This is a genomic window from Fischerella sp. JS2 (assembly GCF_032393985.1).
Classification (GTDB): Bacteria; Cyanobacteriota; Cyanobacteriia; order Cyanobacteriales; family Nostocaceae; genus Fischerella.
The window spans coordinates 5,749,280-5,762,846 of record NZ_CP135918.1 but is presented as its reverse complement, the minus strand read 5'-3'; the positions used below and the strand labels follow the sequence as shown (position 1 = coordinate 5,762,846).

Annotated in this window: 12 protein-coding genes, 2 tRNA genes and 1 pseudogene; 9 read left to right on the top strand and 6 right to left on the bottom strand. The window is 40.1% G+C overall.

The features are described from left to right. Nucleotides 1–42: 42 nt before the first annotated feature. Both RS893_RS24540 and RS893_RS24535 read right to left on the bottom strand, forming a co-directional pair. A complete protein-coding gene (locus RS893_RS24540) occupies nt 43–447 on the bottom strand; it encodes a DUF433 domain-containing protein (RefSeq protein WP_315788282.1) in 405 nt (134 codons plus the stop codon). Between the two features lie 702 nt (nt 448–1,149). Further along, nucleotides 1,150–1,317 carry a hypothetical protein gene (locus RS893_RS24535; protein WP_315788281.1) on the bottom strand — a complete coding sequence of 56 codons (168 nt, stop codon included), beginning with the start codon at nt 1,315–1,317 and terminating at the stop codon, nt 1,150–1,152. Between the two features lie 250 nt (nt 1,318–1,567). Here RS893_RS24535 and RS893_RS24530 point away from each other — a divergent pair, with 250 nt between their 5' ends. The 7 genes and pseudogenes from RS893_RS24530 (at nt 1,568) to RS893_RS24500 (ending at nt 6,590) form a co-directional block, all read left to right on the top strand. After that, nucleotides 1,568–1,927, top strand: coding sequence for a site-specific integrase (locus RS893_RS24530; RefSeq protein ID WP_315788280.1), 360 nt, complete (start codon nt 1,568–1,570; stop codon nt 1,925–1,927). Between the two features lie 330 nt (nt 1,928–2,257). Further along, nucleotides 2,258–2,440, top strand: a pseudogene (locus tag RS893_RS24525) (transposase); the annotation flags it as partial. A gap of 324 nt (nt 2,441–2,764) precedes the next feature. Beyond that, nucleotides 2,765–4,582, top strand: coding sequence for an ABC transporter ATP-binding protein (locus RS893_RS24520; RefSeq protein ID WP_315788279.1), 1,818 nt, complete (start codon nt 2,765–2,767; stop codon nt 4,580–4,582). A gap of 253 nt (nt 4,583–4,835) precedes the next feature. After that, a tRNA-Tyr gene (locus RS893_RS24515) sits at nt 4,836–4,918 on the top strand. 66 nt (nt 4,919–4,984) lie between these two features. After that, a tRNA-Thr gene (locus RS893_RS24510) sits at nt 4,985–5,056 on the top strand. A 133-nt stretch (nt 5,057–5,189) separates the two neighbouring features. Then, the gene (locus RS893_RS24505; RefSeq protein ID WP_315788278.1) at nt 5,190–5,798 is read left to right on the top strand and encodes an Arm DNA-binding domain-containing protein; all 609 of its coding nucleotides are present in this window, start codon (nt 5,190–5,192) and stop codon (nt 5,796–5,798) included. A gap of 411 nt (nt 5,799–6,209) precedes the next feature. Continuing rightward, nucleotides 6,210–6,590, top strand: a complete 381-nt coding sequence (locus RS893_RS24500) for a hypothetical protein (protein ID WP_315788277.1) — start codon at nt 6,210–6,212, stop codon at nt 6,588–6,590. A gap of 4 nt (nt 6,591–6,594) precedes the next feature. On the opposite strand, the gene RS893_RS24495 is transcribed toward RS893_RS24500, so the two are convergent. The 3 genes from RS893_RS24495 to RS893_RS24485 all read right to left on the bottom strand — a co-directional run bounded on the left by RS893_RS24495 (nt 6,595) and on the right by RS893_RS24485 (nt 11,105). Beyond that, nucleotides 6,595–7,635: a hypothetical protein gene (locus tag RS893_RS24495; RefSeq protein WP_315788276.1), complete on the bottom strand. Its 1,041-nt coding sequence runs from the start codon at nt 7,633–7,635 to the stop codon at nt 6,595–6,597. 718 nt (nt 7,636–8,353) lie between these two features. After that, nucleotides 8,354–9,712 carry a (Fe-S)-binding protein gene (locus tag RS893_RS24490; RefSeq protein WP_315788275.1) on the bottom strand — a complete coding sequence of 453 codons (1,359 nt, stop codon included), beginning with the start codon at nt 9,710–9,712 and terminating at the stop codon, nt 8,354–8,356. 91 nt (nt 9,713–9,803) lie between these two features. Further along, nucleotides 9,804–11,105, bottom strand: a complete 1,302-nt coding sequence (locus RS893_RS24485) for an FAD-binding oxidoreductase (protein WP_315788274.1) — start codon at nt 11,103–11,105, stop codon at nt 9,804–9,806. A gap of 256 nt (nt 11,106–11,361) precedes the next feature. Between RS893_RS24485 and RS893_RS24480 the strand changes: the two genes are divergently transcribed. Together RS893_RS24480 and RS893_RS24475 are read left to right on the top strand one after the other, a co-directional pair. Continuing rightward, on the top strand, nt 11,362–11,886 hold the full coding sequence (locus RS893_RS24480) for a pentapeptide repeat-containing protein (protein WP_315788273.1): 525 nt from the start codon (nt 11,362–11,364) through the stop codon (nt 11,884–11,886). A 46-nt stretch (nt 11,887–11,932) separates the two neighbouring features. Further along, a complete protein-coding gene (locus RS893_RS24475; RefSeq protein WP_315788272.1) occupies nt 11,933–12,079 on the top strand; it encodes a hypothetical protein in 147 nt (48 codons plus the stop codon). A gap of 93 nt (nt 12,080–12,172) precedes the next feature. On the opposite strand, the gene RS893_RS24470 is transcribed toward RS893_RS24475, so the two are convergent. Then, entirely contained in the window at nt 12,173–13,510 is a 1,338-nt protein-coding gene (locus tag RS893_RS24470; RefSeq protein ID WP_315788271.1) for an NAD(P)/FAD-dependent oxidoreductase, read from the bottom strand. Nucleotides 13,511–13,567: the final 57 nt, after the last annotated feature.

Below are 13,567 nucleotides of genomic sequence, written 5' to 3'. Positions count from 1 at the left end.
TAACGTGCAAGGCTGGTGAAAGATCCTCATCAAGCGCGGAATTTAATTCTTTTTAGGTCGTCCAACACTTGGGTAAGCTTTTACGTAAACTTGAGCAAATTTTATATCTTCTTCAGTCAAATAAGGGTAGTCTTCACGAATAATGTCTAGGGACTCTCCTCTATCAAGCATTGAACCAATATGACGAACCGTAAGCCGAGAATTAGGAAACACCGTTTCTCCGCCCATTATGTTCGGATCAGAAACTAAATTTTCTTTCCACGCTTGAAAACGTTTGATAAATTCTAAAACCTCCTGGACTATAGGCTCAACTTCTATTTTGACAAATTTTGCTATTTCAATTATTGGTAATTTTTGCTCAAAAGCTTTAACTAAGCTTTGATAAAGAAACGAACGATAATCAACAGGAATAAAGTTTATCTCTTTAATTAAACGTAAATAAACCAATGCTGCAAAATTCAGTCTGGGAGGATTATATTCAGGAAGAATTCTATATTATACTTCTTTATAAATCTTCTTGGCTGGTAATTCTACAAATGCCGCAGCTTCAGTAGGGATAAAAGTTTCTATATACATATGCATTACCTCCAAGTTTTAAACATTACAATAACCAAGAATAAACTATAGACACTTTGTTAATTGGGAAACTATTTTTGACATAGATGTTGATAAAATTAATAAACTATTTAAAACTATTCTCTCTATAGGGAATGTTTTAGCATTGATTCAAAAATGTTGACAACAGTTTATTGTATTATCTTTGGTAAAAGGTAAAACTTTCTCGGTTCTTTATGTCTAGACAGGTATATAAGGGAGAGCCTTTAAAAAAAATCCCAGCCTTGCTGCCAAGGCTGGGATTTTTTCTTGGCAAGTGCCTAAGCAAGTACAGACACATTTGATAGCAATACTGATATCACTAATTTGAATCCTTACCTCTCATAAATAAAACTAGAACACCCTAACTCCGAAACATAGATAATGGTGTTCTTTATTAGAAACTCTCTGTTCATTTACCGTTAGATCACGTACATAGATCGTCAGCCTTAACACTTTCAAATCATTGAATCTCTGTGCATTGCCCTATTAAAGTGTCAAATTTTTGACAATAACTCCCCAACTCCCATTGACTTTTCCATATCCCGTGAAAGGTCAGAGTTGATACAGGCGAATTTCTACACTCACTTCTGTACCTGGTACATCCCCTAAAATGTGATGCAGTCTTTGAATAATCTTACGTTCACGGGCAGCTTTGCGTAGTGCTACGGCTAAGGGTTTGGGGAGTTTGAAGTTGATTGATTCGCGCTCAGTTCGAGTCATCTCTACACTTATGTATATACTATGTGAAGTTATAAACGCTACCCCATTGCCACTGGGTCGAAATTAATTATTGAGAATCTATCCCTGGGTTATTGACAAGAAATAGTTGTCGCGCACCAAAATGGTAAGGACGCGATGGTTATCGGTAGCTTAATTCCAGGCAAAAAATATGTAGAAATTAGTAGATACTGATGTATACATAGAGTGAGAATGCTGTTTTTTCCGCTCTATTTACTATTGCAATGTCCCTATGGCTACTAGTACCTCTTTCTTAGAACAAACCTACAAACTAACCATAGGGGACAGTTTCACCACACTCTCATTAGATCCAGATGTTATCGACCAGTTATTAAAAGATACCCGTAGCGCTGGAACGCGCCGTGCCTACGAGAAAGATTTGAAAGATTTTTTTGTCTACTCAACCGGACAGCAACTCAATAGAGATTTAGTGTTAGAGTTTTTGCACCTGGAACAGCGTCATGCAGTCGCGGTTGTTCTCAAGTTTAAATCTTACCTGATGAACGAACGCAAGCTAGCCGAGAATACTATCAACCGGAAGTTAGCAGCTATAAAATCAATGGTAGCTATGTGTTGTAGCTTGCAAACATAATCACTTCGGCTCACAAACAAGCCGATTTTCTGCTCAAATTAAATGCAACGTCGAATACAGTTCGGCTCAGATTAACTGCAACTATGCTCAAATTAATCTGCAACCAGCTTGCAATCAAGAGTTTTAGCTCACATTAATTGCAACAAAGCCGATAGTAATTAGTGCTGATACTTCAAATCGGTAGTCCTGCTGCTAGCATTTGGTCTTGCAACTCACGAGGGCGTAGTGGGTCAAGCTGCCACGAAACATCTGCTGAATCTCGGCAAGTTTAGCATTGAATTGTTCAGCCAAGCTTTTGACGTTATAACCGTGTCGGGTTAGGGAAAGAAGATGAAAAACCGTTTGGTAAAAATGATTGAGAAAATTCTTTTACGCAAACGCGCAGTAATTGAGTCTGTTAACGACCATCTCAAAAATATGTGTCAAATTGAACACCCTCGACCTCGCAGTGTGTTTAACTTTTTGGTCAATCTGATGGCTGGTTTGGCTGCTTACACCTATTTGCCCAATTAACCGTCGATTGACATTTATCCAAAAGATTTGCCTGCCCTGCCTCCTGCCATTTTTTAGTTCGTCGAACTCACGTTCTGTTTACTTGTCTCCATTACCAACCTCATGAGGCTTTACCACACGATAAAACTTTTTTGAGGCACTAGCTTCTGCCTGGAGATAAGTAGTACTGAAAAATGGGGGAAGGGTTAAAGGGGAAGAGGAAAAGGACTTTTCTAATTTCCTCATAAAGGATAATTTAGCAATTTGCCTCTTGACTACAATGTAATATGCTTGTAGTATAAAACTTCCAGAGCTAAAGGCTCATGCTCTTGGACAGTGTGCATCATGGCTAACTTTAGAGATATTCTCAATTACTTTCGTCCTTACTGGGGGCTGAGTATTTTCAGTATTGCAGCTACCAGTGTTTACGAAATTATCGATTTGGTCGTACCGTATGCGATCGGGCAGATTTTGAATGTGTTGTCTCATCAACCGTTAGATCAGCCACTGGTAGTAGCGATCGCCACAGTTGCAAACAGTATCAATTACCCAGTCAATCAACTTCTATCTTTAGGTGTATTGCTGGGTTTAATTTTTCTTGTCACCGTGGTGAGAGCGCCGATCCAACCTTGGTTAACTAATTGGTTTCATTGGGGTATTGCCTTAAAAGCGCGTCGAGATCAACATCAAAAAGCAATTGAAAAGATTCTCACCTTACCCCTAGAATTTTATGACGAAAATAACCCCGGACGCATTGCCGGACGAGTAGCTAGAGGTGTCGCCAACCACACTTGGACTTATCCCGAAATCGCTGGACAGATGATTCCCAAGCTATTTCGGGTGTTGGGAATATTTGTATTTATCTGGTTTGTGGAGTGGCGAATAGCAATTTTGTATTTAATTTCCTTTGTGGTTATTCTTGGTTTTACTTTGAGAAAGTTAAAGCGCCTAGTTTGGCATGATAACCGCTTGGATAAATACTCTGAGGGAACAGAAAGTCGAACTTCTGAAATTATCAGTAATATTAAAACAGTAAAAGCATTTGCGGCAGAAGCAAAAGAACTAGAACGACAAAAAGTCCGTTTAGAACGTGAACTAACTGTAGTGGATTATCGTATCCACAAAGGTTACGTGAAGCTGAATACCTGGCAAAGAACTGTGATTCAGTTTTGCGTATTCACAATCTTAGGTTGGACGCTAGTAGAAACTGTAGCTGGTAAAATTTCTCTTGGTCACTTTATCATGACACTAACTCTTTCCAGCATGGCCTATGCAGAGTTGGAACCAATTAGCGTATTGGCAGAGATTTTCGCCCGTCGCTACAGTTCTATGGTGCGGTTTCACGAGTTTCTACAAGAACCATCAGGAGTTGATGCGGTTGGTCTTTTGGAGAAACGGCAACCAGATTCTACTTATCAATTTACAGGAAAAGTTGAGTTTTCCCACGTTAGTTTTGGTTACGAACCTCAGCGTCCTGTTTTGCAGGACATCAATCTCTTGATTGAACCATATCAAACATTAGCATTGGTGGGCAGATCAGGTTCGGGTAAATCTACTTTGGTTAAATTACTATTGCGCTATTTTGAACCGAATGAAGGTCAAATTCTGATTGATGGTCAAAATATTCGCACTCTGGATGTGGGAAATTATCGCCGGAGACTGGCAATAGTTCACCAAGAAGTAGATGTATTTAACGGAACTGTCTTGGATAATCTCAAGTATGGTAGACCAGATGTCACCCTTGAGCAAGTCGAGGAAGCTTGTAGAATCGCCAGACTTGATGAAGTCATCCAGCATCTGCCCCAAGGTTATTACACTGTGGTAGGAGAAAGAGGTGTAAGGTTATCTGGTGGACAAAGACAGCGCCTGGGAATTGCCAGGGCGTTACTAGTAGAACCAGATGTACTGATTTTTGACGAAGCGACTTCTAGCTTAGATTATGAGTCGGAACGTTCGATTCAATTGGCAATGCGATCGCTCCAAGGAACTCGTACTACAATTGTGATTGCTCACCGCCTGAGTACAGTCCGAGAAGCAGATCAGATTGTGGTTTTAGATCAAGGCAAAATCATAGAAGTAGGTAATCATGAAGAACTTCTGCGTCACGGTGGTATTTACCATCGCTTACACGCACTCCAAGAGACTGGTGAATTACTGAGTTAATAATGGGTGGTTAGTGGGTACAGACGCGAGGAACATCGCGTCTGTACATTAGTGGTTAGTGGTTTTAATACTCCCCACACTCCTCATACTCCTCATACTCCACCCTTACCTTAAGCCGCTACGCGTCTACACACTCCCCACCCCATCTTTCTCTTGACAAATGACCAATGACAAATGACCAAATTAATTATTTTTGAAAAAAAGCTTGGAAATTCTAAAAGCTTGTGCTAATATTTTTAATCGTGGGTCTCACGGGTCGGTGTCCGAGTGGTTAATGGAGACGGACTGTAAATCCGTTGGCTAGCGCCTACGCTGGTTCAAATCCAGCCCGGCCCACCTTTAAAAAAATTAAAAGTGTAAAATTAAATATTTGGTTTTACGTTTTTAAATTACATAAATTTTGCCCGTGTAGCTCAGTGGTAGAGCACACCCTTGGTAAGGGTGAGGTCACGAGTTCAATCCTCGTCACGGGCTTTTTAAATTAATAAAAAATTAGAGTGCCTGCATTACTTATGAAATAAGGTTTTTGGTACTTTTTTGTATCTGCATAAGCCCTAAATTGTGTTAAAAAATAATGCTTACTCTGGCAATTTTGGATTCAATTTAGGTGAATACATTATTTTCGTATCCAAATATCACGAATAAAATACAAAAATGTCCGAAAGGTTCTGTAGCCATTAGTGTGAATCGGGGAAGATTAAGATTAGGACTTCCTAGACAACTTTATGAAGGAAATCAGAAATACTTAGTACTTGGGCTTGCTGACACTCCCGAAAATCGACAGATTGCAGAACAAAAAGCACATGAGATAGAACAAGATATTAGAACTGGATGCTTTGATGAGATACTGGCCAAATACAAACCTCAAAGACATTCATCTATAGTTAAACCAGAGGAACCATACACAGTACTGACAATATCCCAATTGTGGGATAGGTATATTGACTGCAAACGTCAAACGTTAAAACCTAGAAGCTTAGATAAACTATCTGTCCTGGAAAAACATATTAAACGCTGTCCTTATCAATCATTAGACGAAAGTATCAAAATTCGTATTTCGCTGTTACAACAAACTACCAATTCGCAAGCTAAAGATGTATTGATGTATCTTTCAGCTGCTTGTAAATGGGGTATGAAATATGGTTTAGTTGCTTTTAATCCTTTTGAAGGCATGTATAAAGAACTTCCCAAGCATAAATGGCAAGAGAATTCATAACCGAATGCGTTCAGCGAAGCAGAAAAAGAAAAGATTATTCAAGCTTTTAAAAATCACAAACCAGCAAAAGGTATTGGCTATAGCCATTATGCACCATTTATAGAGTTTTTATTTTTAACAGGATGCAGACCATCAGAAGCAATTGGTTTGCAATGGAAGCATATTACATCAGATTGTTCTAGGATTTCTTTTGAAAGTGCATTAGTTCAGGTAGGAAATGGTGAAAGAGTGAGAGTTAATGGTTCTAAAATTGAAGAAGGCAGCTATGCAGGATGCAGAGGGCACAAGGAGCGATGTTCCTGGGGATTCATACCCACCAGCAATTCGTATCCGCTAAACTTCGTTTTAGCGGGGATCTTAAACCCAAAAGCTCGGACGGCAATAGGGCTCTCAACCGACAACTCAACATAGATGCCTCCTGCCCTGGTGCCCTCTGCCTTCCTCGCGCAGCGAGATAATAAAAAGCGAGTTTTTAACTGTAACCAACGACTACAGCAATTACTATTAGAAATTAAGCCTGAAAATCCTGAACCAGAGTCATTAGTTTTTCTCTCTCCAGAAGCACTGTCAATTCATTACAGAAATTTTTCTCGTCGCGCTTGGGATAGAATTGTCGATCCGATAGCAGGACGTAAAACAACTCCTTACTCTTGCCGTGATACTTTTATATCTGAGCAAATCGCTAAGGGTGTTCCTACTGCTGTAGTTGCCAAGTGGTGTGATAATTCTGTGGAGATGATTGAAAAAAAGTATCTGGATTCTGATTTTTTAGAGCAAATTAAACCATTATAGCTAATCATTGAGTGGAACTATAGGCAATACCAGTAGCACTATATCCATCTTCTCGCTTCATTACAGTATCTTGAGTGCGAAGTTCGATTTCTGTAGCACCATTAGAATTAAATCGGGCGTAATAATCGAAATTTCCTTTACCTAGATAGCTTGTCCAATTATCACCAGCGCCTCTCTTGGGAGCCATCTGTGTGGGAATATTATAAACACTCAAACTAGGGTTCTGTTTATTGTAGAGATCCATCAATAGTTGTCCATTGCGACGGAAGACTCTGACGGTTTGAGTATCGGTTTGAAATGCTAGCAAGGTTTCTTCGTTTGCTTCAGAATGATTTGGCTGAGTCTTGGCAAGAATTTGTCCTGTCTCTTGAATCCCACTACCACGAGAATTCACCAGCTTGAGAGTGCATCTACCATCAGAAAAAAATCTCACAGTAGTTATAGTTTCACCCTTTGATTGATATGAGACACTACCATCAATATTGCTTACCCGCGTAGCTGGGGAATTATGCAAGTTTCCTGTGCTTGGAGGTCGACTCTCAAAAGTCATGTAGGGCTGCCCTTTCTGCCACTGTATGTATGCAGTATGGCGCTGTCCATCACAGGTAATATCACTTTGTCCAGTGGTGACTTTCTGTCCTTTTTCCTCCACTGTCACGCTTCCACTTGTGCTTTTGACAAGTAGAGAACATTTGCCATTAGAGAAAAATGTTACTGTCGTTGTCGTTTTTCCTCCTGAGATGTAAGAAATACTGCCATCTTTATTACTTACCCGTGTAGCTGGTGCATTATTTAAGTGTTTTTTGCCTGGAGGTTTACTCTCAAAATTTATCAGGGGTTGTCCTTGTTGCCAGCTAATATCTGCAATATTTAATTGTCCTTCGCAGGTGATATTTTGTCCCACAGCCTGAGACAACTTTTCATCTATGTGAGTGACAGAATTGAGGGCAATGGTTGCATTAGATTTTATTTTTGACCAAGCAAGCGATACGTCAGTACCTAATAGCACTAAAGTGACTAATGTTGTTGTGAATATGCGTATCATAATTCAGTGGATTCAAGCACAGAGAGTCAATCACTGCCTCATAGATTTGTCAAGCTATTTTGGCAGATTCCGAAATTCAAGAATTCGGAATTAGAAATTGAAATTACTGCTTTTTCTAGAAATTTTTGACCTCGGGATGCTAATTTAATTAATTAGCGATCGCAGCTTGCACCTTGGATAACAAAACTGTTATTGGAAATGAAATAATTTTCCAATAGGTATATATTAGTGTGAAAAAACTCACTAGTTTTGTAAATTCAGCTTGGCAAAACTCATGTTATAATTTAATGACATAGAAGCTAATAACTGACTATTTTAGTATCTTTGAAAAGGCAAAAAACTTCTTGATTTGACTTATCATTGGCTTCTCTGTTAAGAAGATTCAGTTCTTATTAGAAGAACATTATCATATGTTATTAAGTTTTTATTAAAACGTTTTAATTTAATTAGCTTATATTTATAGCAAATCAAGAAATTATTTCTTATACTATAGCAGTCTTAGTTATATTAATTCTCCAAAACAAAGCTATACATGGACAGCAGAAGAGCAGGGGAAGAATAAGCTGTAGTCAGGATTTAGAGAAATGGTATTAATTAAGCAGCATGAACATATAATAATCTGAACACAAATGAACATCGATACACACCGATAAACTATCTGGTGCATCTGTGTGCATCGGTGTTCGTCATTTCCATATAAACTGATAGCGCGATCGCACTACATGTCCTCTAACTTTTCACCCCGAATTGAATAATCTAACAACTCCATCGGATGTATAATCGCAACATCCTTTGCTTGCAACTTCAAATGTTTCTGAATCTGCAAACTACAACCCGGATTTGGTGAAGCAATCAAATCAGCACCAGTATTTAACAAATTCCGTACTTTTTGCTTACCCAACTCTTCAGCCACTTCCGGTTGCAGCATATTGTAAACCCCCGCACTACCACAACATATCGCTGCATCCACAGGTTCTTTCAACTTCACCCCTGGAATTTGCTGCAATAACTGACGTGGTTGCACACTAATCTTTTGTCCATGCAACAAGTGACAGGCATCCTGATAAACCAAACTCAATGGTTTACTAGCTAACGGTGACAACTTTGCACTCAACCCAACTGTTGCTAAAAACTCTTGTGCATCCCTTACCTTCGCTGCAAACTGCTTCGCCTTCTCTCGATATTCTGGATCATCCTGCAAAATATGCCCATATTCTTTCAAAGTATGACCACAACCAGCAGCATTGATAATCACATAATCTACAGCGCTACCTTCAAAACTATCAATCATCTGCCTAGCCAAAGCCCTAGCTTGTTCAGTTTGTCCTTGGTGTTCCGGAAGCGCCGCACAACAACCTTGAGACTTGGGAATTACCACCTCACAACCATTCGCTGTCAACACCCGCACCGTTGCTTCATTCACAGGCGAGAAAAATAACCGTTGTACACACCCCAAAATCACCCCGACTCGATAGCGCTTCTCACCCCGTGCCGGAATCACATCTGGTAAATTATCCTGAAAAGACTTCAGCGTCACCTCCGGTAAAAGCGACTCCATTGCCGCCAGCCGAGGTGATATATTCTTCAATAACCCAGTCGCCCGAAAAAACTTAGAAAAACCCAACCTCTGATAAACTAACAACGGTACTAACAAAATCCGTAAAATATCAGGATTAGGAAACAAAGAAAATATTAACTGCCTAACCAACCGATCCGCCAAACTACGCGAATAATTCCTCTCAACCTGGTGACGAGTCGCCGAAATCAACTTGTCATACTGCACCCCCGAAGGACAAGTTGTCACACACGCCAAACAACCCAAACAAGAATCAAAATGTTCAACACTCGCCGTATTCAAAGCAATCTCACCCTCATTAATCGCATCCATTAAATAGATGCGTCCCCTCGGAGAATCCATCTCCTTACCAATCACCCGATAACTCGGACAAGTCGAAAGACAAAACCCACAATGCACACAAGAATCAATTAACTTCGGATCAGGCGGATTCTTCTCATCAAAACCCTGCAAATTCTTCAAACTCGCCGTCTTCCCCTCAAAACCTTCCGAAACCTGCATACTTCTCCCCTCTCTTTATACCCGATAAGGCAAACAGTCTTATATTGGGGTAGTTCCAAACTGATAACTGATAACTGTTAACTGATAACTGTTAAATCCCACCCACAAAGCGACCAGGACTTAAAATACCCTTCTCATCAAACTGCAACTTAATCCGTCGCATTATCTCCCCAGCATTGCCAGTGTAACCCCACACATCCAGCCTTTGCTTCAGCGCTACTGGCGCAGTCAAAATTGTCAGAAACCCTCTATGATTTTCACAGAGCGATCGCATCTCTACCAATCCCTTCTCACTCTCAAACCGCAACACCCCCAAACCACTACCAACGTGAATCAAACCCTTTTGCGATCGTGTTAAAACTTCAACCGCCGCAGTAGGTAACACTCCTATTTTGCAAATAATTGTCGACTCCCCGCCAGCAAAATGGATAGATTCTCGCAATCTTTCCCATAAATCAGCTTCATCAGCCCCTGCATAAATCGCCTGTTGTAAACCCAAATTTTGCCCTACTTCCACCAATCGGTTTGACTGTTCCTTCACACTCTCAGCAATACTTTGGAACCTCACACTCAACCCTATCCCCTTCCCCAAACCCAACTCAGACACCAGTTGCGTTGAAATCAAATCAGCCTGAGTAGGCGTCAACGCCGAATTACGCAAAATCGCAGTCGCTTGACGCACATCCTCCGCCTTACCCGTCAGTACCACTGTTGCAGAAATTTCCGGGATTGGGTATACACGAAACGTAACTTGACTAATCACGCTTAATGTGCCGTAGGAACCTGTAAACAACTTCATCAAGTCGTATCCAGCAACATTTTTGACGACTCGTCCCCCAGCTTTGGCGACTTGACCATCAGCACGAACAAAAGTAATCCCTAGTAATTGATCACGCACACTCCCATAACGCTGTCTCAAGGAACCCGTATCAGCAGTTGCAACAATTCCACCCAAAGTCGCTGATGGTGTGACGGGATCAAGGGCAAGAAATTGGTTTGCTTTAGCTAAAATTGCTTGCAGATCACAGAACCTCATTCCTGCTGCTGCTGTCACCGTTAAATCACCAATAGCATGGTCGATAAGTTTGTTGAGGTGTTCTGTGCTAACTACAACATCAACCTCCTTAACTAACCCACCCCAACTAAGCTTGCTACCGCTACCACAAGTAAGAACACGCCATTTGTTGGAGTTGGCCTCCCTAATCACCTGTGCTAGTTGTTCGGTAGTCTCCGGATAGACGATACAACTAGGAGGAGTTGGAGAAGCGATCGCCTGCAATATAAATTGTTGTTGAGGTGGTGCTAAATTTTCCCAAGGATAGAAAGCATTTTCACCAACGATAGATGCAAGACTAGAAGTACGGATACGCAAGGGGACTTGTTCGCTAGGCATTAGCTTTTATCAATGTTTGTCTCCATGATTTACTGTACCTTATGAAGATAGCGATCGGGGATCAGGGATCGGGAAGCAAACCCATAATTCATCTGTGGTCATCTGTGTTCATCTGTGTTCATCTGTGTACTATTTTTCTATACCCTCTTACAAGCGAAAAGCCCATAAAATTCTAGTACAACATAGCATTTTTCCGAACTAAATACACAGTATATTGAATGGTGTAAAGGGATGCAGGGTCAAAGTCATGAGAAGAATGAATGTTGAACAATTGCTGAGAAGATATGATACAGGAGAGAGAGATTTTACCGGAGTTGAAATTGTTGAATTTAGACTAAGACATTTGACTGAAATCAATTTAAGTGGTTCTGATTTTAGATATGCCAATTTGCAAAAATTAGTTCGTTATACCGAAGGTATTAAGTTGAATCTGAGTTGTGCAAATTTACGTGGCTTGAATTTGGAATATGCTCATTTTGAACATGCTAACTTGCAAAAAGCTGATTTGAGTTATACGGATATGTGGTGTGCTGCTCTTCATTCTGCTGATTTAACTGGGGCTGATTTGAGTGGTGCAAAGTTGCATGAAGCTGTTTTTTATAATGTTAATTTGAGTCGAGCAAATTTAAGTGGCGCTCATTTGCTGGATACTCATTTTGATTATGCAAATCTGACTGAAGCTAATTTTAAATATGCCCGCAAAGTAAATTTTGGTAATGCTTATTTACAAGATACTATTATGCCGGATGGTAATATTATCAATGTTTCCAGGCAAGTTTGAGGAAGTTGGATTGTAGCAAATTTTGGGTTTAGGTTATCGAACACAGATGAACACGGATGAACACGGATGGGTGATTGGTGGGTTGATGGGTTTGTGTGTTGGTGTTGGTTTGTGGATATGCCAAATTTTGGGTTTAGGTTATCGAACACAGATGCACACGGATGAACACGGATTGTTTATTCGTGGGTATTGATGGGTTTTTATGTTGGTATTGGTTAGTAGTTAATGAGTTAATTTTTGATTATTTTCCACTAACCACTAACTACTAACTACTAACCATTAACTGTTACACATTTACCATCTCTCTTGTTTTTTCTGATGTGTAATTACCTAGAGGTTCTTTTCCTGTAATTAATCTTGCTCTACGATTACGAGTGAAGTAGTTCCAACCCCACTGAATCATTACTATTAGTTTGTTGTCAAATTCAATTAAGAAGTAAATATGAACTAATAACCAAAATAGCCAAGCTACAAATCCTGTAAATTTGATAAATCCTAAATCTACAACAGCTGAGTTTTGCCCAATTACTGCTAAGCTGCCTCTGTCAAGATAATAAAATCGTGGCAATGATGTTTGTCCTTGAAGTTTTTGTTTGATGAGTGAAGCGACGTATTCTCCTTGTTGCATTGCTACGGGTGCAACGCCAGGTAAGGGTTTACCGTTTTGATGAGCAAAATGAGCTAAGTCACCAATGACAAAAATATTCGCATAGCCTTTAATACTCAAATCTGGTTCAACTATAACTCGCCCGGCGCGATCGCATTCTATTCCTGTTCTTTGCGCTATGACTTGACCTAGTGGTGAAGCTTTGACACCTGCTGCCCATAATACTGTTTTGGCAGCAATTTGCGATATTTCTTCACCTTGTTTAATGGTGACAAAATCATTTTCGATGTTTGTCACTAATGTTTTTGTCTGTACTGTTACACCCAATTTCTGAAGGGATGTTTCTGCTTGTGCTGATAATTCTGGGGCAAATGGTGGCAATATCCGATCTAAACCTTCAAGTAAAATAACTTGGGCTTCGGTTGTGTCGATGTTGCGGAAGTCTTCTTTCATTGTGTGATACGCTAATTCTGCGATCGCACCTGCTAATTCCACACCTGTAGGGCCGCCACCAACAATGACAAATGTTAACCAAGCACGGCGTAGTTGCGGATCGGTTTCTTTTTCCGCAGCTTCAAATGCCATAAATATACGATGACGCATTTCTATTGCATCTTCTACTGTTTTTAAACCAGGGGCAAATAATTCCCATTCATCCTTACCAAAATAAGAATGTTTCGCACCTGTAGCCACAATTAATGTATCGTAAGGTATGGCTTCATCACCCATCAAAACTTTTTGTGCTTGGGGATCGATATCACTCACTTCTCCCAATAGCACTTTGGTATTTTTACTCTTGCTTAGTACTGAACGCAGAGGCGAGGAAATATCAGCAGGTGATATCGCACCTGTCGCAACCTGATACAAAAGCGGTTGAAACAGGTGAAAATTGCGTCTATCGATGAGAGTAATATTTATATTGGCATTATTCAGTGATTTCGCGGCGTAAAGTCCGCCAAAACCGCCGCCGATAATCACTACCTGATGGGGTGGTTGAGTCTCTGTCGTGTTCGCCATAAGATTTACTTCCTTTTGTTGATAGTACTGCCACTATTCTTAACAAATTTTTACAAA